The following is a 23416-nucleotide window of genomic DNA, read 5'->3' as shown; positions in this document are numbered from 1 at the left end:
AGCGAACGGCCGGCCGGACTGCACGATCTGCGCGTGACGAAGTATGGCTTCCTTCTGCTCGACGATTTCTCGCTGATCGCGCTGGCTGCGGCTGTCGATCCGCTGCGGATCGCAAACACGGTCGTCGGTCGGCGCGTCTACGACTATCAGCTGATCGCGACTGGCGGGGACTTCGTCCAGTCGAGCGATGGAATCTGCGTGCGGCCCAATGCGACGATGGCCGATAGCGGTTCGTTCGACGCCGTGTTTGTCGTCGGCCCCAATCCGATTCCGCGCAGAGGCATCGGCGCGGTGCTTGACTGGTTGCGCCTGCTTGCCCGCCACGGGACGGCGCTTGGCGGGCTCGATACCGGTAGCTTCTTTCTCGCGCGCGCCGGCCTGCTGAACGGCTACCGATGCACGATTCACTGGGAAGATCAGGACGTGCTGATGGAGCAGTTTCCCATGTTGACGGTGTCGAATCGCCTGTACGAGGTCGATCGCGATCGTTATACCTGCAGTGGAGGCGTCGCGCCGCTGGACTTGATGGTGCATCTGCTTGGCGTGCCGCCCGGCAGCCGCTCGCTCGCGGCGCGCGTGCTCGAACTGCTCATTGCCGAGCGGCGCAGTCATGAGCAGCGCCAACGCACCTCGCTGCGCCAGTACATGGGTGCCGAACACGCGAAGCTCGACGAAGCGCTGCAGGTCATGGAAAGCAACGTCGAAGAGACACTTACCGTCGCCGAAATCGCGTCATATCTGCGCGTTTCGCAAAGGCAACTTGAACGCTGGTTTCATGAGCGTCTCGGCAAGACACCAGCACAGGCGTATCTCGAGATCCGCCTGCTGCGTGCGCGTCAGTTGCTGTACCGCACCTCCCAGCCGCTGGAAGAGATCTGTGCGCGCACCGGCTTCACGTCGATGACGCACTTCGCCACGCGCTACAAGGCGCAGTTCCAGATCCCGCCGAGCGTCGATCGCCGACGTTATCAGAACGCACTATAGGACGTGCTGGCGATGCGCTTCCGGATCTTCTGAGCGCCGTCCGGATGACAGGCCCCGGTTCGCCCGCAGCATGCCGTCTGCGTTGCGCAAACCTGTCTCCACATTTAATCCAATAGTCTGCTCATGGACGCCTCGCGTCGGTAAGCGCGCTCACCGGCGTAAACCCTAAATGTCGAAATGGGGAATTGTTCCGTCGAATCCGGAAATTTTATAAATCCCTGAACTCCTACCATTCGCTCACACCCACCGACCTTCACCAAGGAGCGAGCGCATGAAACTGGAGAACCTGATCCGGATCGAAAACGGTCAAAAGGTGAAGCACACCTTTTCAGACGCCGAGTACGCCAACCGCCAGGGAAAGCTGCGTGAACTGATGGCGCACGAGAACATCGACGCCGTGCTGTTCACGTCGTACCACAACATCAACTACTACGCAGACTTCCTGTATTGCTCATTTGGCCGCAAATACGGGCTCGTGGTTACGCCAAAGAAGGTGGTGTCGATCTCGGCGAACATCGACGGCGGCCAGCCGTGGCGTCGCACAGTCGGCGACTACAACGTGGTCTACACCGACTGGCAACGCGACAACTTCTTCCGGGCCGTACAGGGAGAGATCGACAACAAGGGGCGCGTGGGCGTCGAGTTCGACCAGCTTCCGGTGGAGGTGCTCGCGAAGCTGAAGGCGGCGCTGCCATCCGTCGAATTTGTCGACATCAGCGCCCAGACGATGCGCATGCGCATGATCAAGTCGGCCGAAGAAATCGAGGTCATCAAGCACGGCGCCAATGTGTGCGACGTGGGTGGCGCCGCACTCGCCGCCGCCATTCATGAAGGTGTGCCCGAACATGAAGTCGCGCTCGCGTCGACGCAGGCGATGGTGCGCGAGATCGCACGCCGTTTTCCGGACTCCGAGCTGATGGATACGTGGACCTGGTTCCAGTCGGGCATCAACACCGACGGCGCACACAATCCGGTCACGACGCGCAAGGTACAGAAGGGCGACATCCTGAGCTTGAACTGCTTCTCGATGATCGCCGGCTACTACACGGCGCTTGAACGCACGATGTTCTTCGACCACTGTTCGGACGAGCACCTGCGTCTGTGGAAGGTCAACGTCGAGGTGCACGAGGCGGGGCTGAAACTGATCAAGCCTGGTGCCCGTTGTAGCGATATCGCCCACGAACTCAACAAGATCTACGCGGAGTATGACCTGCTGCAGTACCGCACATTCGGCTACGGCCATTCGTTCGGCGTGCTGTCGCATTACTACGGCCGGGAAGCCGGGCTGGAACTGCGCGAAGACATCGACACAGTACTGGAACCGAACATGGTGGTGTCGATGGAGCCGATGATCATGCTGCCGGAAGGCCTGCCCGGCGCGGGCGGCTACCGTGAGCATGACATCCTGGTAGTGGGCGAGAAGGACGCGACCAACATCACGGGCTTTCCGTACGGGCCCGAGCACAACATCGTCAAGGCCTGACCCGCCGGCGTTCAAACAGCCTGCGGCCACGGCCGCGGGGCCCTCATGATGTGGCAGGAGACGTTTCCTTGTTTTCAACAGAACAGACGATTGCCGGGTTCGATCCGGATCTGCACGACGCGATGCGTAGCGAGCGCCAGCGCCAGGAAGATCACATTGAGTTGATCGCGTCGGAAAACTACACCAGTCCGCGTGTGCTCGAAGCGCAGGGCTCGGTGCTCACCAACAAATACGCCGAAGGCTATCCGGGCAAGCGCTATTACGGCGGCTGCGAGCACGTCGACGTGGTCGAGTCGCTGGCGATCGCGCGTGCGAAGCAGCTGTTCGCCGCCGATTATGCAAATGTGCAGCCGCACAGCGGCTCGCAGGCGAACGCCGCCGTCTATCTGGCGCTCCTCTCGCCCGGCGACACGATTCTCGGGATGAGCCTCGCGCACGGGGGGCATCTCACGCACGGCGCGAAGGTGTCGTTTTCCGGCAAGCTCTACAACGCGGTCCAGTATGGCGTCGATACCCAGACCGGCCTGATCGATTACGACGAGGTGGAGCGCCTCGCGCTCGAGCATCAACCGAAGATGATCATTGCCGGGTTCTCGGCGTATTCCCGCGTGCTCGATTTCGCCCGTTTTCGCGCGATCGCGGACCGCGTCGGCGCTTATCTGTTCGTTGACATGGCGCACGTCGCCGGACTGGTCGCAGCCGGGATCTATCCGAATCCCGTGCCGTTTGCGGACATTGTCACGACAACTACCCACAAGACCTTACGCGGCCCGCGCGGGGGGCTGATTCTGGCCAAAGCCAACGCGGAGATCGAAAAGAAGCTGAACGCGATGGTTTTCCCGGGCACCCAGGGCGGCCCACTGATGCACGTGATTGCGGCGAAAGCGGTCGCATTCAAAGAAGCGCTCGGCCCCGACTTTGTTGAGTACCAGAAACAGACCCTCGCGAACGCGCGCGCGATGGTGACCGTATTCAACGAGCGGGGCTACCACGTGGTGTCCGGCGGGACCGACGATCACCTGTTCCTGGTCAGCCTCATCGCGAAGGGGATCACTGGCAAGGACGCGGATGCCGCGTTGGGCCGTGCACACATCACCGTCAACAAGAACGCCGTGCCGAACGACCCGCAGTCACCGTTCGTGACCAGCGGGATCCGCATCGGTACGCCGGCCATCACGACGCGCGGTTTCGGCGAGGCCGACGCTGTGCTGACCGCCGCGCTCATTTGCGATGTCCTGGATAACCTGGGTGACGCGCAGATCGAGCTGCAGGTTCGCGAACAGGTGGCGAAATTGTGCGCCCGCTTCCCTGTATACGCTGGCCTCGGGGTGCAACGCAGACCAAATACAAGGAAACCTCGCGCGGAGGCCTCGCGGTCAACGTGATCGAGGGTTGAGGAGAAGGATCATGAGCCGGTGCAACTCGTTGGCCTGAAGACATGCGTGGCAGCGGCCTGATCGAAGAGATGCGTTCAGTTCGCGTTCACCGCGCTCATCACGCTCACCGGTGTTAACCCTCGATGTCGAAACGAGAAAGTTTTCCATCGCATCCGGAAATCTTCCCCTTGGTCGAACGTCTACCATTCGCTCAAACGGACCCTGCATCTCGCCACGGAACGGACACATCGGACAGGCCGCCGCAAGAGCCGCCGTCAGAACCGCAGCAATCTCACGATTCATTCATGTTTGGAGACAACAAATGAGTACCAGGAAAGCGGTTTCAGCGCGGCCAGCTATGGCCGGCATCACCTCGGAGCCCGGCATGGCGTTCACGTCGGGCCATGATCAGGCGGACACGGCACCAGACGCGCGCCTGCTCAAGCGCGCCGCGATGGCGAGCTTCATCGGCAATTTTGTCGAGTGGTTCGACTACGCGTCCTATGGCTATCTGGCGACGATCATCGCGGTCGTGTTTTTCCCGAAGACCGACGCGGCAACGGGGCTGCTCGCCGCTTACGCCGTATTTGCGATCTCGTTTATCGTCCGGCCCATCGGAGGCATCGTCTGGGGGCACTTCGGTGACAAGATCGGGCGCCGGACAGCGCTCTCCCTGTCGATCCTGATCATGTCGGCTGCGACCTTCGTGATTGCGTTCCTGCCAACGTATGCCCAGGTTGGCGTCATGGCGCCGATTCTTTTGCTGCTGGTTCGACTTATCCAGGGGTTTTCCGCCTCCGGTGAGTATGCAGGGGCATCGGCATTTCTCGCCGAATATGCGCCGGAGGGCAAGCGCGGTGTCTATACCAGCATTGTCCCGGCCAGCACGGCTGCGGGTCTGCTGTTTGGTTCGATCTTCGTCGCGGTGTTGCATGCCGTGCTCACTACCGAGCAGATCCAGTCGTTCGGATGGCGGTTGCCGTTCCTGCTTGCTGCGCCGTTCGGGCTGATTGGCCGATACATCCGGGTGCGCCTCGAAGATACGCCAAAGTTCAAGGCGCTTGAGATGTCCCACCACGTCGCACGCGCGCCGGTCACCGAATTGCTGACTGTGCATCGCGGCAAGATGTTGATCGCGTTTGGGGTCACGTGCCTGAACGCGGTGGCGTTCTATCTGGTGCTGAGCTACATGCCGACCTACCTGTCGACCGAGATGGGGATGGGCGAAACGCAATCCTTTATTGCGGCCACGATCTCCCTTGCCGCCTATATCGGCTTCATCTTCATCATGGGGGCGCTGTCGGACCGCGTCGGTCGCAAGACGATGCTGATCGGCGCTTCGGTCCTGTTCGCCCTACTGACGGTACCGCTTTTCAAGGGACTCGTCGGTGCCAGCTTCATGACGATCGTGCTGATCCAGATCGCGTTCGGCGCGTTGCTGACGATGAACGACGGCACGCTACCGTGCTTTCTGTCAGAGATCTTTCCGACGCGCGTGCGCTATAGTGGCTTCGCGTTTTGTTTCAATGCAGCGAATGCCCTGTTCGGCGGTACAGCACCGTTTGTCGCGACCTGGTTGATCCATGCCACCGGCAGCAAGCTGGCCCCGGCGTGGTATATGGTCGGCGCGGCAGGCGTCGCTTTGATAGCCATGCTCGCGAGTCGGGAGACATCGCGCGGGCCGCTCGCCGACTGACTCCCACTGGACTGAAGCTAACCCTCTCTCCGCCAGTCAAGCTTCTCAGGCGGTCTCGCCGATTCTCAGCGAAGCTCGCTCAGCCTTGTCTGGCGAGCGTTTTGTTGGTCTTAATGGTCTTGCCGCCTCCCAGGGCTACCCACACGTTCGCAGCATGGTTTGTGGGTAGGCCATGGGCTCCAAGCCACTTCATCGCCTCAATGCTTTGCGCATCTCGCGGAAGATCGCGCTCAACTCCCCCTGCGTCATCCTTCGTTGCCATAACAGCCTCCTTCGTTAGTTTGCGGCTTTCAGATTGCCCTGCGCGCAAGCATGCTGCGAATCTCCCCGATTGCCTTGGCCGGATTCAGGCCTTTGGGGCAGACGTCCGTGCAATTCAGTATGGTCCGACACCGGAAAAGGCGGTACGGATCGTCAAGATTGTCAAGCCGCTCCCCCGTGCCCTCGTCGCGGGAATCGACCAGAAAGCGATAGGCCTGCAGGAGCCCGGCTGGGCCAACATATTTGTCTGGATTCCACCAGTATGAGGGGCACGCGCTGGAACAGCACGCGCACAAGATGCACTCGTAGAGACCGTCGAGCTGATCGCGTTCCTCGGGCGTCTGGAGCCTTTCCCGCTCGGGCGGAGGAGTGTCGTTGATCAGGTAAGGCTTGATCGAATGGTACTGCTTGAAGAACGCGGTCATGTCCACGATCAGATCGCGAACGACCGGCAATCCGGGCAGCGGGAGCAAGACTGTGTGGCGAGGGAGCTCGTTTAAGCTGGTGATGCAGGCAAGCCCATTCTTGCGGTTGATGTTCATCGCGTCCGAGCCGCACACGCCCTCACGACACGAGCGCCGAAAGCTCAGCGTCTCATCCTGTGCCTTGAGCCGGACAAGGACATCGAGCAACATCCGGTCATACGGGGTGACCTCTATCTCGTACGTTTGCATGTACGGCTTGGGATCTCGGTCTGGATCGTAGCGGAAAATTTCGAAGGTCCTTGCGTCACTCACGATGTTCCTCCTTTGTGGAACGAATCTCGCGACGCACTAGCGTTGAGCGACTCGAACGTCGCACCCAGCATCGTAGAACGCAACGAGGAATTCTTCGGCGAAGAGCAAGGAGTTGACGTCCACCGTGTTGGCTCGCACGTCTGTCTCGACCTTTGCATGAACTGCGGCCTCTGCACGATCGCGCCTAATCCACTTCCTTGAGCCAGCCGTCGAGTTTTACGGAGTCCTTCTTGATGCCTCGCGGCCAGAGGCGATCGACGAGAAAATGAACATGTCCGTCATCGCCCACGCGCTCATATACGCGTTGGATATCGATTGTGTGTTTCATGATCGCGATGCTCCCGTGTTGGCATCTCCCAGAAGAATGTGAAAGTCAGTGCCGGCCCAGCGTTGCGACTGCGGGAAATAGAACGTGAAATCAAGGACCGAATGACCAGCAACGTCTGCGCTGTCGAACCGGACGCCGTGTGTGCAAAAGGCTTGCACCAGCGACGGCCTGTCAGCTATTCCATGCCATCCATCGAACCCATAGTGCAGGCAGAACGGCTCCAGATTTTCGATAAGCAGTGCTCGACCCCCGGGCAGTACATCGAACGGCTGTGGCTCTCGCCAATGCCAGGTCGCCGCTTCGGGCCGCTGGGCGTGGTAGCGCCGCTCGACGCTCGAGAGCAGTTCGATCGGGCGCCGTTGATGCCGCGCAATCAGCAACTTGATAAATTCGGCATGCGCCCACACGAGCGGCATGGCGCTGCCGGTCGGCTTGCCAGGCTCGAGGCCACGTTGGGGTATCGGATCGGTGTCCCACACTTGTTCCGGAATCAGGCCACTTGCTCCGGTCATCCGCGTCATCATTTCAAGGTAGGGCAGCGGATCGATTCCCAGCATCAGATCGAGATGGGCCCGCTCGCCTGTCAGCAGGGGCCACAACCGCCCGATGCCTGTGCCATCGAACGATGCGCCGTTGTCGTGTTCGCCGTAACCATCGTCGTTGTAACGCCGGTAAGCGATGCCGTGAGGCGTGCGGACACCCAGCAAGCCGTCGATGACTTTTACCGTATTCAGGATGCGTCGATCGCGCGCATCGCGCAATCCGAGACGGACCAGATAGAGGCACTCCATGCCGACGAGCGCGACAGCAGGCGCGCTAGTGCCCACCCGATTGGCAATGTCGATTCGACCTCGCAATCCGCCTTTGCGTAGAGGCGCTGCGATTCGAACGTAATAGCCGTCGATGCCAAAGGCCCCGGAAAACGCTCCGTTCTCGACGTAAGTCCAGTCTTCAAGCCGTTCATTCCAATAGTCGGCGAGCGAGAGGACGTAGGCGTTCTCGTCGTGCGGCAAATGTTCGGCCGCGCAGACCATTGCCGCGATCTCGACGCCGAGCGTGAACGGCGAAATGCCAGCATTTTCTTCCCAGCGGTCTTGGGGGCTGCCTGGACCATTGCGCGCGATATAGCCAATCGCGCGTGCAATCATTTCGGACCAGCCTGTCAGTGCGCCCATGGTGCCGGCCTCGGCGAGCTTGGCTGCAAGCAGTACTGGAAAGCCCACCTCATCAAGCTGAATGCCGGTCCAGAACGACCGTCCGTCCGGATAGCTGTTCTGGCTCCAACTTCCGTCCGCTCGTTGCGTTGCAATGAGGTATTCAAGCGTGTGGCGCGTATCTTCCACACAGCCGATCGCGAGCAGCGCGAAGGCGGCTTCGACGGCGTCGCGCGTCCAGACGAGGTGATACCCTCCGGTACTGTCGCTCGTGTTACCCCATGGAATGCTCAGACTGGCGATCAGCGCTCCCGGATACGTCCTTCCTTCATGAGCTTTGAGCACTGTCGCTGACAGGTAGGCCTCATGCCGAACCGGCTCCGGCGTTTCCGGAATAGCGATTTCGGCGGCCCATGCTTGCCAGGCCGCGGCGCACGAACGCTGCACACCATCGAACCCCTCGGCAAGGCTCGACCGCGCGAGCGTATGGGCGCCTTCCGGCCTCGCGGCAAAGCTGAGCGCAAGCACACCGGTAGCGGCCGCCAGTTCCCCCATCAGGGCAACGTTGCCGTTCAATGCCTGCGCGAAGGTCCAGTCCATGCGCCCATGGATGGCGAAGTCTTGCCAACCGTCGGAATACCCAACGTATCCGGCACTTGCGCGCGAGTAGCCGCAATCGGCAGCAAGATGAAGTGCGATTCCGTCTTTCCATGCCACGAGACCGTCTGCTACCTGCGCATTGTTGTGCAGACCGCTGCCGCCCAGATGGGGGGCGAGCAGAGCGTAGAGCTTGACGTCGTTTCCGATGAGCCGGAACGCGACGAGTATCACGTCACGAATCGGGTCTGGCGATAGCCTGATCTCGAGGCGATACCCCTCACCCTCGTGCACGATCTGCGGCACGGGGATAAAAGGGCTGGGAAGCGAAAGCCGGTACCGCCCGATGCGCTTCAGTTCGTGCCAGCCATGCGGCCCGGCGACGATGAAGCCCAGGTCGCGTACTTGAGGCTCGCCAGTGGACGGCCAGTAGACCTCATTGAGGATGCCATGGCCGATCGACGCCCATACGCGGCTGCGACCCAGTGCGGTCGTCACAAGGTCCTTCGCACTCGAGGTCCAGGTAGGAGCAATCCCAGGCCAGCCGGGCGCAGTACCTGAAACATCCACCGTCTGCGTGTCCATGTCGAAATCAATGGGTCTGGGAAGTTTCACCTCTTGAGCGACTGCTTCACGTTTCCATCAGGCCGCACGTTCGCGCAATGCTCGCCGTTCGTCCAGTACGCCGCTATCGATGATCTTCACCGCATACTCCAAGACGTCCCTTCGGGCCTCGGCCTCGGACAACCAACGCTCGCTGAAAAACGGTAAATGCCAATCGGCCAGCGCGTTGCCTTCTCTTTCAATCCTGACGGTTGCGATATAGCCGTCCGGTGTTGAGTCGCGCGTGAGGGCCGGCAAGGACCGTCCGTTCTCAAATTACCCCGATGAGATTGGAGAACATTGAGCCGTATCAAGACATGGATAAAATATCACAATGCGATATTTATAGTATCGGTATGGCGACGCTGCTCTAGATTGAATCGATATATGGCGCGGGCTTCCGGCCGAGATTTGTCTCACCTCTCTCCGCCAGTCGAGCTTCTCAGGCGGTCCCGCCGATTCTCGGGATATCTCGCCCAGCCGCGCGCATAGGGCGACTTGAGGTTGTCGCCCTACTTTTAATCCGAAGTGGCGCAATTGTGGGGCGAGTTGTGGGGACGTCGCGGCCCCGTTGCCAGCAATGCTGTGCGTTGACGAAATTTCATCAATGTTTCCGTTGAGGACTGGGACCGACACGCCTATGTTTGACGCATTGGCGCGCTGCGATTGGGCGCGCGATGACTCGATCGAGGGGGCAGGGGTGTCGAACACGCAAAGTTGCCAGCGCGGCGGACACGCGCGTCACGAGGCTTACCGTCTGATCGGAGGCGCCGGTGACAAGGCGCAGGCGGAGGGGCTCGTGAATGCGCTCTGGTACAAGTGCCCGGTGCCGCGCGCAACGATGAAGTCGCTGATGCAGCGCAATGACGCGCGCGCCGTCGCCGATACGATCGTCTGGTACGCAGCGATCCTGGCGAGCGGCGCGCTGGCGTGGCTGGCATGGCGAGCCGATTCGCTCTGGGCGATCCCCGCTTTCTTCGTCTACGGCACGCTTTACTGCAGCCCGGCGGATTCGCGCTGGCACGAGTGCGGGCACGGCACGGCATTCAAGACCCGGTGGATGAACGATGCTCTCTATCAGCTCGCGTCGTTTCAGGTCTTTCGCCGTGCAACGGTCTGGCGGTGGAGCCACGCACGGCATCATACCGATACGCTGATCGTGGGCCGAGATCCCGAAATCGCCGCGCCTCGGCCCACCGACTGGCTCGGGCTTCTGCTGAATGTCTTTGCGATCAAGCACGTTTCGAAAGAATTGCCGAAGATGGTGTCGAACGCATTCGGCCATATCGGCGCCGAGGAGAAGACGTTCGTGCCCGAATCGGAATGGCCGAAGATCATCCGTGAGGCGCGCGTCACGCTCGGCGTCTATGCGGTCGTACTCGCAACCAGCGTTGCAGCGCGCTCCGTCCTCCCACTTCTCTATATTGGGCTTCCCAGCCTTTACGGCGCGTGGCTCTATCTTTACTTCGGTTTGACTCAGCATGCCGGCCTGCCGGAGAACGTGCTCGATCACCGCACGAATTGCCGGACCGTAATCATGAACCCGGTATTTCGCTTTCTTTACTGGAACATGAATTACCACATCGAACACCACATGTTCCCGATGGTGCCGTTTCATGCGCTCGAGCGCTTGCACGAGACCGTCAAGGGCGATATGCCGCCGCCTTATCAGAGCACTGTGGCCGCTTACGCCGAGATCATTCCGGCGCTGATGCGGCAGACGCGCGACCCGTCGTACCACGTGACGCGGCCGGTCCCCAAAGCGTCACAGGCATAGGCGCAAGTACATAGGGGGCGAAGACCCCCGAGATGCGATTACCCCGTCATTTACCCGGCTCGACAAGAAAGACAGGAGACACGATATGGCTCAATGGATAGACACGGTCGCCTTCGACGAAATCGACGACGAGGACGTGGCGCGCTTCGACCACGCCGGGCGCACGTTCGCCATCTATCGCGTGAAGGATCAGGTCTACGCCAGCGACGGGCTTTGCACCCATGAGCGAGTGCATCTTTGCGACGGCCTCGTCATGGGCCACGTCATCGAATGCCCGAAACACAATGGCCGCTTCGACGTGCGCGACGGGCGCCCGCTTGGCGCGCCGGTGTGCGAGAAGCTCGCGATCTATCCGGCCAAGGTGGACGGCGGCCGCATCCTGATCGAGATCAGAAGCGATGACTGACGAACGGGGCATGGCCATTGTCGGCGCGGGACATGTCGGTGGACGTGCGGCACAAACGCTGCGCGAGGCGGGATGGCAAGGACGCATCACGCTCATCGGCGCCGAACCTCACATGCCCTACGAGCGGCCGCCGCTTTCAAAGGATCTGTTGACTGCACGGCGGGAAGCCGAGCATTGCCGATTGCGACCGCGAGAGGCTTGGGTGGAAGACGGCATCGAGCACGTTGTCGCGACGGTACAGGCGATCGATCCGCGGGAGCAGGTGCTGCGGCTCGACGACGGACGGACGATCGCCTATGAAGCACTGCTGCTCGCCACGGGTGGAGATGCGCGGCGGCTCTCGATTCCCGGAGCGAACAGTGCAGGCGTTCATTGTCTGCGCACGCTTGACGATGCACTCGGCATCAGGCAACGGCTGACGCCCGGCGCACGCGTCGTGGTGATCGGCGGTGGCTTCATCGGACTCGAGGTGGCCGCATCGGCTCGCATGTGCGAATGCGATGTGACCGTCGTGGAGGGCGCATCGCGTTTGATGGGTCGCGCGGTGCCCGAGCCGATCGCAGCCCGCGCGCACGCATTACACGAGCGCAAGGGGGTACGGCTATTGCTGGGCGCTGCGCCGCTCGCTATCGAGACCGGCGAAAATGCCTCGCTCGTCGTGCGGCTGGAAAGCGGCGATGCGTTGTACGCGGATACGGTTGTGGTAGGCATCGGCATCGAACCCGCGGACGGGCTCGCGCGCGCTGCGGGCCTTGACGTGGAGCGGGGGATCGTCGTGGGCCAAACGCTGGAAACATCGGCGCGCAACGTCTACGCGGCGGGTGACGTTGCGGTGTTTCCCAGCCGCTTCGGCACCCACCGTATCCGCCAGGAAACGTGGCACAACGCCGAGACGCAATCGCAACTGGCGGCGCGCAATATGCTAGGCGCGCGCGAGGCGTATCGCGCGCTGCCGTGGTTCTGGTCGGATCAATTCGACTATCAATTGCAGGTCGCTGGCGAGCCCGGATTGGGCCGGCAGTCGGTGGTGCGCTCGATCGCCGACGATGCCGAGATTCATTTCCATCTCGACAGCGGCGGCCGGCTCGTGGGCGCAAGCGGGCTAGGCCCGGCGGGGGCGTTTGTGCGCGAGATGAAGCTGGCACGAATGCTCGTCGACCGAGAAGCCGTGATCGGGCAAGCGGAACTGGCCGATCTCGGCGTGAAACTCAAAAGATTCTTGTGAAGCGAGTTCGTCCTGTCGTGGATTCCGCCGATGTTGTCTTCAACGAACATGCACACGCGGAAACGAAGAAGCGAGCATGAATGGCACAGCGGCTACTGGTGTCGCAATCCTTGTGGGCGATGGAGCGCCGCCATACCGATGGCTACGGGCGCTCGCTCGAGGAGAATCTCGAGATGATCGCCAACGCGGGATTCGATGGCGTCAGCGCGCACTCGATGATTCCTCCGATATCGCTGCGTTGCCGGTTTCATCGCGTAGGCTGACCGGAGCCTCGACGAGATAAGGGCTACGCCTTACATTGGCCGAACAGAAGATGCGGAATTCAACCGGCCCGGGCGGCGCGGGCGCGTCCACTACGCCGCACGCATTGAGCGCGTGCTGTAGCGCGGAGACGATCTGCCCATCCGGGTCTTGATCGATCGCAATATCCATCGTTCCCTGTTCGATGTACTGCCTGTGGTGATCGAGCATTTCGTGGCCGACCCATACGACCTTGCCGGCCGCGCCCGCTGCCCGTAGCGCGGCCTCGATGCCGGCCGATCCGTATCCGCTGTTGTAGATGCCCACGAGGTCCTCGCGCTTGAGTGCTCGTGTAACTGCGCGATGGCACCGGTCGGAATCGTCGAGTGTTTCCATCCCTTCCTCTTCGCAGATGAGCGTCGGAAACGATTCGCTCAACTGCGAGCGGCACCCCGCGATGCGTTCGAGATGGGCGCGGTAGTCTTTTCGGCTGCCAAGCAGCAGCACTCGGCCCGGCCGCGTCGCGAGTCGTCCGACGAAGTAGCCTGCCGTGCGTCCGGCGCAAGCATTGTCGATTCCGGCGTAATGGACGCGCCCAATCTCCGGTATGTCGGTCACCATGGTGACGACGGACTCGCCGCGGGTCGTCACCGTGCGTAGTGCATCGCGGACGTTCGCCGTGTCGTGCGTCGTGATGATGAGGCCCGCACGTGCATATGGCGGTTCGAGGATTGCACGCGTGATAACGTCGTCGTCATCCTCAGGGAGGATCTGACGGTGCAGCATGATGCGCCTGTCGAGCATCTGCATCGAGCGCTGCAGTGCCTGCCTCATGCGCCGAAAGAACGGCGTGTCGTTCCTGGGCAGCAAGACGTCGATATGCACGAGTCCGTGCCGCGTATCGGGCAGCACGCGCGGGACGCCGAGCTGGCGCGCCGCCGCAACGACGCGGGCGCGCATCTCGGCCGATACGCTGCCGCGCTCATTGAGAACGCGATCGACCGTGGCGGGGCTCACGCCCGCCGCCTCGGCAATCTCGACGAAGCGCGGCGTGCGTTTGCGTCGGGGCGATGCGGTGCCGCTCATAACGTGTCTCCTGATATCTCCTGGTTCGCGCAATGGCGCATCGCAGCACGAGTTCGACTTCGAGGTGAACGGCAACGCGTACGTCATGATGGACGTCGACGACCGCGAAGAATCCGCATACACCGATACTCAATGTGCGGAGATTTCAAACCGCGGTAAACGGGATTGCCGTCCCAGCTGGGCCGCTCGTCAGCCGGTGCGATCCGCGGCCATCGTGCCAGTATGGCGCGAAATGCAATTTCCGCTTCGATTATTGTCAACGCCGCGCCGATGCAGACATGCGGCCCGTGCCCAAAAGTCTGGCTTTCGATCACGAAAGCCGGGACCGGCAGGTGCCGGCCGACGAACCGCAGCGACGGGTTCGCCTGACTCAAGTGGACGACGCCTCCGAAGAAGCGTTGTCGGTCGTCAGCACGTCGGGCGAGACGTTGAGAATGTGCATGGTTCTCGAGGCGATATCGGCGAAGGCAGGCCCCGACACGGCGCCGCCGAAGTGCGAGCCCTTGTGCGGGCGGTCGATGGACACCGCGATGATCACGCGAGGCGCGTGCGCCGGCACGATTCCCACAAACGACGCGCGATATTGGCTGTGGTCGTAGCCCTTCGCGGTCCAGTGGTACGCGGTGCCGGTCTTGCCCGCGACGGTGTACCCCGGGACCTGCGCCTGCGGCGCGGTGCCGTCTTTCGACACCACGCTTTCGAGCATCGCGCGCACCTCCCGCGCGACAAGTGGCGAATAGATACGCCGGCCATGCACAGGCGCGGCGCCATGCGCGTGAATCGTCGCGGGAACGAATACGCCCTCGTTCGCGAAGATGGTGTAAACCTGCGCGAGCTGCAGCAGCGAAGCCGACAGGCCGTAGCCGTACGACATCGTCGCCTGTTCGATGCGTCGCCAGTGCTGATATGGGCGCACGTGGCCTGCGGCCGCACCCGGCAATCCTGCCGAGGGCGCGCGCCCCAGTCCCACTGCACGGAAGTTGTGCCACATGTCGTATGGCGTGAGCTGCAGCGCGATTTTCGTCGTGCCGACGTTGCTGGACTTCTGGATCACCTGCGAAACTGTCAACACGCCGAAATCGGCATCGTCGTGAATTACGGCGTGGTCGAGCTTCAGGCGGCCGCCGTTGGTGGGCACGATCGTATCCGGCGTGACGACATGGCGCTGTAGCGCAAGCGCAATCGTCAGCGGCTTCAGCACGGAGCCCGGCTCGAAGACGTCGGTCACCGCGCGATTGCGGATCTGCTGGCCACTGCGCGCTGCGCGCTTGTTCGGATCATAGGTCGGCCAGTTCGCCATCGCGAGTATTTCACCTGTTCGAGCGTTCAGCACGACTGCGGAGCCGGCTTGCGCGCCGGTGCGCCGCACCGCGTCCCGCACCGCCTTGAAGGCGGCGAACTGAATGGATCGGTCGATGGAGAGACGGATGTCCTTGCCCGGCTTCGGCCGGACGAAACTCAGTGTATCGATGGTCTGGCCGCGCGCGTTGCGCAACACGCGCCGGTTGCCGTCCACGCCGGTGAGGATGCGGTTGCCGACACGCTCGATCCCTTCCTGGCCCCGGCCATCGACGTCCGCGAAGCCTGTCACCTGCGCGGCAATCGGGCCCTCAGGGTAGAACCGTCGATAGTCGCGCTCGGCGTAGAGGCCCGGTATGTCGAGCTGCATCGCGGCTTTCGCGGTGGCGAGCGGCACCTGTCGCCGCAGATAGGCGAAGGCGCGATGCTCGCGATACACGTCTTGCACGTGGGCGCGGTGGATGCCGAGCAGCGTGGCCACCGAGGCGAGCTTGCCGGGCGGCACGCTCGGCACGTCGCGCGCGTCCACCCATAGCGCGCGGGTGGGCAGGCTCATCGCGAGGATGTGGCCGTTACGGTCGAGAATGCGGCCACGCGCCGCGTGTACGGTGAAATCACGGACCTGGCGGATGTCGCCCTGAAGCTGGTAGAAGCCGTCGTTGATGCATTGCACCCAGAAGGCGCGCACGCCCAATGCACCGAATGCCAGGGCGAACGTTGCGCCAAGCAGCGCCGACCGCAACCGGAACCGAAGGTAGGTGCTGTTGCCCAGCACTTCGGATTGCCTGATGCCATGCGTGTTGCGCGGGGGATTCATGACTGCGGGACGGCCGGCGCGCTGTCCGTTTCGCGGCTCGCCTCGGGCTGAAGACACCCGCGCACCATCGACCAGTAAAGCGGCTCGGTGCGGCGCCGCCGAAAGTATTCGACGCGTGTATGCCGCCCTTCCGGCTCGACGCGCAGACCAATCGCCGCGCCACTGAAGAACGTTTCGGCGCGCAGGGTGATGGCTGTGCCGCCTTCACCCCGATGCAGACGCCGCGTGCCGTTTTTCCATCGCTGTACGACGCAGTCCGCCACATCGGACGCGGAAATGCTGGATTTCGCGGTAAACGCGGGCGACAGTGAGAAGATGCTTTCGCGGCGCGAACAGGCCACGAGCAGCACGCAGAGTCCCGCCGCAATTGCTATGTGCCAACCGTTCAGGGGTGTTCTCCCGGTGCAAGGGAGCCCGATGTCGAAGCCCCGATGGAGTTGCATCACAGTGTGACATACAAGGCCATCCGTCCCAACCCCGCAATTTCGCGCGACTCGACCCAAAAGCGCGGCGGCTCAACGGTGACGGCCTTGTCGAAGATTCACTCGTGCCAACCAGCGCCGCAGATCGATGGCGTCCTGAAAATGTGCCTGAGGTGTCGGGGCGCCGAGCAGTACGATCAGCATCATGTGCCCATGCACGGGCGTCATGACGATGAGGCAGTGGCCCGCTTCGTTGGTGAAACCCGTCTTTTGCAGCACGACGTGCCACGCGACGTTGTGCACGAGCGGATCTGTGTTGTGGTACATCAGCGGCCCGGCGCCGCCCAGCACCAGCTTCTGGCGCGAGGTCGAGTACAGGCGGATCTGCTGGTATCGATACGCGGCACGCGCAAGTCGCGTCAGGTCGCGCGCGGTGGACACGTTGTGCGGCGAAAGCCCGGTCGGATCCACGAAGTGACTGTGCCGCATGTGCAGACGCTTCGCCTTGCGATTCATCGCGCGTACGAATCCGGCGCGCCCGCCCGGATAGTCGCGGCTCAGCGCCAACGCTGCGCGATTTTCGGACGACATCAGCGCGATGTGCAGCATCGTGCGCCTCAGCAGCAGCGAGCCGACCGGCAGGCGCGAGCGCGACCACTTGAGCCGGTCGATGTCGGCGTGGGTGATGCGCGCGGGCCTGATGAGCGAGCGCTTCGAGTCGAGCACCACCATCGCCGTCAGCAGTTTCGTGAGAGACGCGATGGGCATGCGCTGATCGGCATGCTTTGCGTACAGCGTGCGCCCCGTCGCGAGATCCACGACCATAGCGGCACGCGCGCGCACCGCGGGACGAAGCTGAACATGCCGAGCGTGGACGCCCGCGCGCGCGAACGCGGGACGGGTGAAGACCCATGGCGTGACGACCGGCAGGACGAATAGCGCGACGAACAGGGCCCCCCAGCGGCGCATTGCGCTTGCGCTCAAAACAGTGCGGCGAGGCGATTCGCGCGCTGCGCGAATCGCTTGCGCTCGTCGCCGTGCAACGGCGTGTCACCGGGCAGCGTCACGGTCAGCGGATTACGCGCCACGTTTGCGACGCGCACTTCATAGTGCAGATGCGGCCCCGTCGCCCAGCCGGTCTTGCCGACGAAGCCGATCACCTGGCCGCGCCGCACGTGAGTGCCGCGATGCAGGCCCTTCGCGAAACGCGACAGATGGGCGAACGCCGTCTGATACGGCGGCACGTTGTCGATCACGACGATCTTGCCGTAGCCGGTTTCCCAGCCGATGTATGAGATCGTGCCGCGAGCGGTGGCGTGCACGGGCGTGCCCGCCGGCGCGGCGAGATCGACGCCATCGTGGCTTTGCCATTGATGAGTGACGGGGTCGAGGCGGCGTGCGGCGAAATTCGACGACACGCGCATGAACGCGAGCGGATAGCGCGCGAAGGAGGGCGCACCGGATCGGCCATTGGCCGTGTAGTAGAACGGCTTGCCGCGCAGATCGCGATGCAGGAACAGATCGTGATCCGTGTCGCCGCGCGAGACGCGCACGGCGAGCGGAATGTCGTCGTTGGCTTGTACGCTGCTCGCGGCGTCGGGCGCGTTGTCCACATTAGCGGGACGCATCACGAGACTGATGGTGTCGCCCTTGCGCAGGTCGCGGCGGAAATCGATTTGTCCGGCGAACGAGCGCACGAGCAATGCGGTCACGCTCGCATCGAGGCCGAGGCGCTGCATCGCTTCCGTGAAACTCGAATCGATGGTCACGGAGCGGGTGACGGGACCGGATGCGGTGGCCGGGGCGGATGGTGTGCCCACCCTGGGCGTATGACCGGAGGGTGCGTCGTTGTAGAGCGCGTCCGTAGCCGATGCACCGAGGGGTTGTGCTGCGCGCGGTACATCGGTGTCGCGTGCGGCAGCCGGGATGTCGTCGTCCGGGTGAGAGCCCCGTTTCGGTGGCGAGATCACGAGGGCGACGCAGGCGGAACTGAACGCGCAAACGAGTACGGCTTTGCCGATGCGCGTCATGGGCACAACGGGTGCAGGGAGGGCCATGGATGACGACGGGAAAAGCGGTGAGCAAAGTGACGACAGGTTCGGGCGGACGCCCGGTGTCGCCGGCGATCGCGTCCGGTGCGAGAGCCCGAATGCGTGCGTAGACGAAGTTCGCGCGGATGCTCGTGCGCGTGGCGGCGACAGCTATTCGCGCTGCGCTTGCACGAAATTGCCGGGAAGCGAATGCAATGGGGAGTCGGGTGAATGTAGATCTGACATCGAGCTGCGCGCCGCCAGTGAAAATCTCAGAAAGCGTTCACCGTAGACAGTGCGCCTTAAGCGAAACTTAAAATCCCCGGGGTATTTTAGGGGACAAATTCGCGGCGCTGCATGGCTTCACCCATGCATTGTGCAGTCCCTCACCGACCGAGTCGACATCGCCGACTTGGCGCCGGCGGGACCTTCTATTGGTGGTCCGGTTCTAAAGGGTCTCGTCGAAACGCCGAGGATCAGGGGGACGGTGGGCCCACCACGCTTGATCAACTCAATATTTCAAGTATTATTGAAATATGGAAACGAAACACGTGGTTCGCGCACTCAGCGCCCTGGCGCAAGAGTCGAGACTCGCTGTGTTCCGGCTGCTCGTTCAAGCTGGTCCCGCCGGGATGGCCGCCGGCCAGATCGCAGAGCGGCTGGGAATCGCGCCGTCTTCTTTGTCTTTTCACATGAAAGAGCTCGTTCATGCGGAGCTGGTCACGGTTCTGCAGCAGGGTCGGTTCATGATCTATTCAGCAAATTACCCGGCGATGAATGCCGTGCTGGCATTCCTGACCGAGAACTGCTGCGGCGGCATCCCATGTACACCCGTGGGCGGACGAGCCAGCACGCCGGCGGCGATCCGAACGGATGTATTTAATCGAATCATGTCCAAGACCGTTCTCGTGCTATGCACTGGCAACTCGTGCCGCTCTCAAATGGGCCAAGCCATCCTCAACCACGATCTGGCTGGCCGCGTCCGAGCCATTTCGGCGGGTACTTCTCCTCAACCGAAAGTGGCCGACGGTGCGATTGAAGCGCTGAAATTGGCCGGTCTGCAGACCGACGGTCTCTTTCCCAAATCCGTCGAAGCCGTCATGGAAGAACCCATCGACTTGGTCGTCAGCGTGTGTGACAACGCGAGGGAAAGCTGTCCCATCTTCCCGCGTCCGGTCAAGCGGATCCACGTCGGCTTCCATGATCCCCACGGTGAGTCGCTCGACAGCTTTGTAGCAGTCCGAGACGATATCCGCGCCCGTCTGGTGCCGGCAGTGCTCGAAGCATTGGGTTTGTGAGAGGTAGCGATGGCCGTTCAATGCGCAACCACTGGCAAGCGCGCCGCTAAAGCGACGATGAGCATCTTCGAGCGTTACTTGTCGATCTGGGTACTGCTTTGCATCGTCGCAGGCATTGCAGCGGGGCAGGCGGCGCCAAGCGTTTTTCATGCGGTGGGCAAGATGGAGCTGGCCCACGTCAATCTGCCGGTCGGCGTGCTTATCTGGGTGATGATTATCCCAATGCTCGTCAAGGTGGATTTCGGCGCACTTCATCAAGTCAGGCAGCATGTGCGCGGCATTGGCGTCACCTTGTTCGTCAACTGGCTGGTGAAGCCGTTCTCGATGACGTTCCTCGGATGGCTGTTCATCCGCCACCTGTTCGTCTCTTTGCTGCCGGCAAGCCAGCTCGACAGCTACGTCGCAGGCCTCATTCTGCTCGCCGCGGCGCCGTGTACCGCGATGGTGTTCGTCTGGAGCAAATTGTCCGATGGCGACCCATTGTTCACGTTGTCGCAGGTGGCATTGAACGACACGATCATGGTCTTCGCGTTTGCCCCGCTGGTCGGCATGCTGCTGGGCGTGTCCGCTATTGCAGTGCCGTGGGCGACGCTGGTGACGTCCGTCGTGCTGTATATCGTCATCCCCGTCGCGCTTGCTCAAATCTGGCGAAAGAGGCTCATGTTCAAGGGGCAGGGCGTATTCGATGCCGCGATGACCAAGATTGGACCGTGGTCCATTTCCGCACTGCTGGCTACCTTGGTGCTGCTGTTTGCCTTCCAAGGTCAAGCTATTCTCGAGCAGCCGCTGATCATCGCGTTGCTTGCGGTGCCGATTCTGATTCAGGTGTTTTTCAATTCGGCGTTGGCGTACTGGCTCAACCGCCTAGTTGGCGAAAAGCACAACGTGGCATGCCCTTCGGCATTGATTGGAGCGTCGAATTTCTTTGAGCTGGCCGTGGCGGCTGCCATCGGCCTCTTCGGTTTTGAATCGGGGGCGGCATTGGCCACGGTAGTGGGCGTCCTGATCGAAGTGCCGGTGATGCTGCTGGTCGTGAAAATCGTCAATACATCGAAAGGTTGGTATGAACAGGGGTGATTGCGCTATTCGATCGGCAACCTTCCAGATGACGTGGATGCGCGGCGCCCGTGATACTGCGCAGGATATCGTGCAATTTCTTCAGGCAATCCGCGCGAGCGGTGCCCAGCGTCGCGCAATGCCGGGGACACGACGACCACGACCATCGCGGCTGCTCCACTGTTCAGGCCGGGCGCGCAGCGGGCCGAGCAATACCGAGGCTGCTCCTTCGTTTGATCGGACGGCTCACGATAGCATCGCCCGTATCGCAAGCGCGTTTCGTTGTGCCACGTCTCGATAGCAGTTGTTGAACACAACGTGTGTGCGCGCGGCCCGGCTGGAAATTGCCTTGATCGGGTCAACCAGTTCGCGCAGTTCTTCGTCGGAATATTCGTAGTTAAATCGTTCAGCGGCGCTGCTTGCACCACCCCACGTTTCGATGTTCCGGCCATGCAGCCGCACGATTGCAAGTTCGCTCGAGGTGGTTTCCCAGACGCTATGTGCGCGGTTCTTGACGCCTTCCGGTGCGTCCACGATGACATGCACGATGCCGCGTTCGCGTTCCATCGCAAGCGTTGAATCGCGGTGCTTGTCGTTCAGCCAGCTTTCGTGGCGAAATTCAAAGGCCGTCAAGAACGGATGCATGCGTTCGGCGCAGTGCTCAACGTGTGTCATGGATTTCGGCGCGGGCGTCACCCAATGCGGAAACTGGAACAGGACGGACCCTAGCTTTCCGGCCTCATGCAGCGGGCGCAGCGCTTCGAAGAAACGTGCCCATAGCTCATCGATGACTGGGTCGGGCACGTCTTTGTAATAAAGATTTTTCTTGTCCGTCTTCGGTAGCTCGGCCAGCAAATCCTTCGGAAAGAATTTTGGTTCGGTCTGGTGGCCGGTGAAAAGCCGGAACGCCTTCATGTCGAACACGAAATTCGGCGGTGTGCGCTCGACCCACAAGACGCTGTTGCTGGGGCTTGGCATCGCGTAATACGACGAATCGACTTCGACCAAGGGGAAGACGCTCGCATAGAACCGCAAACGCGCCTCGGCGCTTGTGCAGCCCTTCGGATAAAACGCCCCTGACTCGATGAGCGTCTTATCGGTCCACGATGCGGTTCCCACAAGGATCGACATATCGCACCTTCCGGATTTCGTCGTGAACGGTCATTTTGCCACGCTGCACGGGCCGCGCTGGCATACCAAGCCGAACGAGCGTAACGACGTTGACTTCCGTCAAGGCGTGACTCGCAGACCACATCACGACGTCGACGTGCATCAAGTCTTGACGGCTTAGGGCTCCGGTTTGACGTGGCGAAAGGCGAATAGCAGCGAAAGGTCGTAGGCGATCTTCAATGCGCCACAGGCAACGAGCGGCACACCGAGCCATCCCATTCCAATCAGGCCGCCCGCCAACGTTGGTGCGAGCGACGCGGCAAGGCTGCGCGGCACGGATGTGAAACTCGCGGCGGCGGGTCGCTCTACCGGTGTGACGACTGCCATCACGTAGGCTGTGCGTGTAGGGACATCCATCTGCGATAACGCGCTGCGGATCAGCAAGAGCGTCAAGGTCGCCGGAAGCGATGCGGTAAACGCCGCGGCGATCAGACACAGGCTGGCAGGGATATGCGTGAACACCATCGTGTTGAGCAGGCCGATCTTGCGGGAGAGGGGTGGCGCCGCAAGTTGGGACGCTGCGCTCAAGAGCCCGGCCCAGAAGAAGAACTGGCCCGCTGCGCTCAGAGACAGGCCAAAGCGCTGCATGAGCCATAGGGACAGCAGCGAATTGACGACCAGGCCACCGGCAAACGCGTCTACGCTAAACAGTAGCGCGAGGTGCGTCACGATGCGCCGTGATTGCCCAAGCGGCGCCGAGCGACGCTCGGCATCAAGGGGCGCGCGCGGCAGCCTACGATAGAGGAACCAGATGACGATGCCTGTAATGGCATACAGCAAGAACATCATGCGCATCGCGGGAAGCGGGGCGATTCGCGTATGATCGGGCAGCCACTCGGGGATACCTGCCGCGAGAGAACCGACCGCGGCTGACACCGAGCCGACCAGACTGTAGCGTGCGAATAATGCCGTGCGGGCATTGCCTGCGGCTGACTCGGCAAGACGCGACTGCTCGAGCGGCAGAAAAACGCTGACATCGCCCGAACTCGGATTGAGCGTGCCGACGAATGCCACGATCAGAAGCGGCCAAAGCGACGATAACGCACCGAACGCGATGCCGGTCGCAATCATCAGTGCGGCCGCGACCATGAACATCCTACGCGCCGCGAAACGATGCGCGAGCGCGCCGACGACGATTGTGGCGACCGCAGAGCCGATGAGCGTCGCGGTGCTCACCAGACCGACGTCGAGTTTGCCCAAGCCCAGTGCGAGCAGGTATGCAGGCAGCAGTACAGCGACGTATCCGTCACATAAGCCGCGCAAACTCCGGCTGATCAGCAGCACGCGTGCGGCGCTGTCGGCGCCGGCCGGCAAAACCCAATGCCTGAGTCGGTCGCGCAACGAACGCTTGGCAATCACGATCACGGAGCC

At 62.0% G+C, this 23416-nt stretch carries 21 protein-coding genes and 1 pseudogene; 10 read left to right on the top strand and 12 right to left on the bottom strand.

The genetic code is table 11. The annotated features are described in order from the left end of the window. The first annotated feature begins 18 nt into the window (after positions 1–18). The 4 genes from VGL01_RS07230 to VGL01_RS07215 all read left to right on the top strand — a co-directional run bounded on the left by VGL01_RS07230 (position 19) and on the right by VGL01_RS07215 (position 5539). Positions 19–984, top strand: a complete 966-nt coding sequence (locus VGL01_RS07230; RefSeq protein ID WP_331568179.1) for a GlxA family transcriptional regulator — start codon at positions 19–21, stop codon at positions 982–984. Positions 985–1255: 271 nt separating this feature from the next. Further along, positions 1256–2467 carry a M24 family metallopeptidase gene (locus VGL01_RS07225; protein ID WP_331568175.1) on the top strand — a complete coding sequence of 404 codons (1212 nt, stop codon included), beginning with the start codon at positions 1256–1258 and terminating at the stop codon, positions 2465–2467. Positions 2468–2535: 68 nt separating this feature from the next. Beyond that, complete coding sequence (gene glyA / locus VGL01_RS07220) at positions 2536–3852, top strand: serine hydroxymethyltransferase (protein WP_331568174.1); 1317 nt, start codon at positions 2536–2538, stop codon at positions 3850–3852. Between the two features lie 376 nt (positions 3853–4228). Further along, a complete protein-coding gene (locus VGL01_RS07215; RefSeq protein WP_331568178.1) occupies positions 4229–5539 on the top strand; it encodes an MFS transporter in 1311 nt (436 codons plus the stop codon). 79 nt (positions 5540–5618) lie between these two features. On the opposite strand, the gene VGL01_RS07210 is transcribed toward VGL01_RS07215, so the two are convergent. From VGL01_RS07210 to VGL01_RS07190, 5 genes are all read right to left on the bottom strand, one after another. Beyond that, positions 5619–5801 (bottom strand): hypothetical protein, encoded by a 183-nt coding sequence (locus tag VGL01_RS07210; protein WP_331568173.1) that lies wholly within the window; start codon positions 5799–5801, stop codon positions 5619–5621. Positions 5802–5829: 28 nt separating this feature from the next. Then, complete coding sequence (locus VGL01_RS07205) at positions 5830–6537, bottom strand: succinate dehydrogenase iron-sulfur subunit (RefSeq protein WP_331568172.1); 708 nt, start codon at positions 6535–6537, stop codon at positions 5830–5832. A gap of 184 nt (positions 6538–6721) precedes the next feature. Continuing rightward, a complete protein-coding gene (locus tag VGL01_RS07200; RefSeq protein WP_331568171.1) occupies positions 6722–6865 on the bottom strand; it encodes a DUF488 family protein in 144 nt (47 codons plus the stop codon). After that, positions 6862–9201, bottom strand: coding sequence for a glycoside hydrolase family 15 protein (locus VGL01_RS07195; RefSeq protein WP_331568170.1), 2340 nt, complete (start codon positions 9199–9201; stop codon positions 6862–6864). Before VGL01_RS07195 ends, VGL01_RS07200 begins: the two co-directional genes overlap by 4 nt. 57 nt (positions 9202–9258) lie before the next feature. Further along, a complete protein-coding gene (locus VGL01_RS07190; protein ID WP_331568169.1) occupies positions 9259–9477 on the bottom strand; it encodes a DUF6566 family protein in 219 nt (72 codons plus the stop codon). Positions 9478–9859: 382 nt separating this feature from the next. Between VGL01_RS07190 and VGL01_RS07185 the strand changes: the two genes are divergently transcribed. From VGL01_RS07185 to VGL01_RS07175, 3 genes are all read left to right on the top strand, one after another. Beyond that, entirely contained in the window at positions 9860–10996 is a 1137-nt protein-coding gene (locus VGL01_RS07185; RefSeq protein ID WP_331568168.1) for a fatty acid desaturase family protein, read from the top strand. Between the two features lie 85 nt (positions 10997–11081). Then, a complete protein-coding gene (locus VGL01_RS07180) occupies positions 11082–11402 on the top strand; it encodes a MocE family 2Fe-2S type ferredoxin (protein WP_331568167.1) in 321 nt (106 codons plus the stop codon). Next, positions 11395–12627 carry an NAD(P)/FAD-dependent oxidoreductase gene (locus VGL01_RS07175; RefSeq protein ID WP_331568166.1) on the top strand — a complete coding sequence of 411 codons (1233 nt, stop codon included), beginning with the start codon at positions 11395–11397 and terminating at the stop codon, positions 12625–12627. The genes VGL01_RS07180 and VGL01_RS07175 overlap by 8 nt, the downstream gene beginning before the upstream one ends. 201 nt (positions 12628–12828) lie before the next feature. Here VGL01_RS07175 and VGL01_RS07170 read toward each other — a convergent pair whose 3' ends face one another. The 5 genes from VGL01_RS07170 to VGL01_RS07150 all read right to left on the bottom strand — a co-directional run bounded on the left by VGL01_RS07170 (position 12829) and on the right by VGL01_RS07150 (position 18521). Then, positions 12829–13953: a LacI family DNA-binding transcriptional regulator gene (locus VGL01_RS07170; RefSeq protein ID WP_331568165.1), complete on the bottom strand. Its 1125-nt coding sequence runs from the start codon at positions 13951–13953 to the stop codon at positions 12829–12831. Between the two features lie 370 nt (positions 13954–14323). Next, entirely contained in the window at positions 14324–16027 is a 1704-nt protein-coding gene (locus VGL01_RS07165) for a penicillin-binding protein 2 (protein ID WP_331568164.1), read from the bottom strand. A 38-nt stretch (positions 16028–16065) separates the two neighbouring features. Further along, positions 16066–16419: a hypothetical protein gene (locus VGL01_RS07160; protein WP_331568163.1), complete on the bottom strand. Its 354-nt coding sequence runs from the start codon at positions 16417–16419 to the stop codon at positions 16066–16068. 165 nt (positions 16420–16584) lie between these two features. Then, positions 16585–17460: a serine hydrolase gene (locus VGL01_RS07155; protein WP_331568162.1), complete on the bottom strand. Its 876-nt coding sequence runs from the start codon at positions 17458–17460 to the stop codon at positions 16585–16587. Positions 17461–17471: 11 nt separating this feature from the next. Next, positions 17472–18521 carry a M23 family metallopeptidase gene (locus VGL01_RS07150; RefSeq protein WP_331568161.1) on the bottom strand — a complete coding sequence of 350 codons (1050 nt, stop codon included), beginning with the start codon at positions 18519–18521 and terminating at the stop codon, positions 17472–17474. Between the two features lie 536 nt (positions 18522–19057). Here VGL01_RS07150 and VGL01_RS07145 point away from each other — a divergent pair. The 3 genes and pseudogenes from VGL01_RS07145 to arsB all read left to right on the top strand — a co-directional run. Beyond that, positions 19058–19360: pseudogene (locus tag VGL01_RS07145) on the top strand (ArsR/SmtB family transcription factor); the annotation flags it as partial. Between the two features lie 51 nt (positions 19361–19411). Then, positions 19412–19819 (top strand): arsenate reductase ArsC, encoded by a 408-nt coding sequence (locus VGL01_RS07140; protein ID WP_331568177.1) that lies wholly within the window; start codon positions 19412–19414, stop codon positions 19817–19819. Between the two features lie 9 nt (positions 19820–19828). Further along, positions 19829–20896 (top strand): ACR3 family arsenite efflux transporter, encoded by a 1068-nt coding sequence (arsB, locus tag VGL01_RS07135; protein ID WP_331568160.1) that lies wholly within the window; start codon positions 19829–19831, stop codon positions 20894–20896. Positions 20897–21121: 225 nt separating this feature from the next. Here the strand turns inward: arsB and VGL01_RS07130 are convergent, their stop codons facing one another. Then, complete coding sequence (locus VGL01_RS07130) at positions 21122–22006, bottom strand: DUF72 domain-containing protein (protein ID WP_331568159.1); 885 nt, start codon at positions 22004–22006, stop codon at positions 21122–21124. Positions 22007–22162: 156 nt separating this feature from the next. Beyond that, a complete protein-coding gene (locus tag VGL01_RS07125) occupies positions 22163–23407 on the bottom strand; it encodes an MFS transporter (RefSeq protein WP_331568176.1) in 1245 nt (414 codons plus the stop codon). Positions 23408–23416 lie beyond the last annotated feature (9 nt).

The sequence above is a fragment of the Trinickia sp. genome (assembly GCF_036503415.1).
Lineage (GTDB): Bacteria > Pseudomonadota > Gammaproteobacteria > Burkholderiales > Burkholderiaceae > Trinickia.
The sequence above is the reverse complement of the archived record's forward strand: the minus strand, read 5'-3'. Positions and strand labels throughout refer to the sequence as shown.

Bases quoted from the DNA above. Each gene is read 5' to 3' on its own strand.
- VGL01_RS07180 (WP_331568167.1), top strand. From the start codon at position 11,082: ATGGCTCAATGGATAGACACGGTCGCCTTCGACGAAATCGACGACGAG.
- VGL01_RS07225 (WP_331568175.1), top strand. From the start codon at position 1,256: ATGAAACTGGAGAACCTGATCCGGATCGAAAACGGTCAAAAGGTGAAG.
- VGL01_RS07215 (WP_331568178.1), top strand. From the start codon at position 4,229: ATGGCGTTCACGTCGGGCCATGATCAGGCGGACACGGCACCAGACGCG.
- VGL01_RS07175 (WP_331568166.1), top strand. From the start codon at position 11,395: ATGACTGACGAACGGGGCATGGCCATTGTCGGCGCGGGACATGTCGGT.
- VGL01_RS07185 (WP_331568168.1), top strand. From the start codon at position 9,860: ATGTTTGACGCATTGGCGCGCTGCGATTGGGCGCGCGATGACTCGATC.
- VGL01_RS07170 (WP_331568165.1), bottom strand. From the start codon at position 13,953: ATGAGCGGCACCGCATCGCCCCGACGCAAACGCACGCCGCGCTTCGTC.
- VGL01_RS07130 (WP_331568159.1), bottom strand. From the start codon at position 22,006: ATGTCGATCCTTGTGGGAACCGCATCGTGGACCGATAAGACGCTCATC.
- VGL01_RS07195 (WP_331568170.1), bottom strand. From the start codon at position 9,201: ATGGACACGCAGACGGTGGATGTTTCAGGTACTGCGCCCGGCTGGCCT.
- arsB (WP_331568160.1), top strand. From the start codon at position 19,829: ATGGCCGTTCAATGCGCAACCACTGGCAAGCGCGCCGCTAAAGCGACG.
- VGL01_RS07210 (WP_331568173.1), bottom strand. From the start codon at position 5,801: ATGGCAACGAAGGATGACGCAGGGGGAGTTGAGCGCGATCTTCCGCGA.
- VGL01_RS07150 (WP_331568161.1), bottom strand. From the start codon at position 18,521: ATGACGCGCATCGGCAAAGCCGTACTCGTTTGCGCGTTCAGTTCCGCC.
- VGL01_RS07155 (WP_331568162.1), bottom strand. From the start codon at position 17,460: ATGCGCCGCTGGGGGGCCCTGTTCGTCGCGCTATTCGTCCTGCCGGTC.
- VGL01_RS07200 (WP_331568171.1), bottom strand. From the start codon at position 6,865: ATGAAACACACAATCGATATCCAACGCGTATATGAGCGCGTGGGCGAT.
- VGL01_RS07140 (WP_331568177.1), top strand. From the start codon at position 19,412: ATGTCCAAGACCGTTCTCGTGCTATGCACTGGCAACTCGTGCCGCTCT.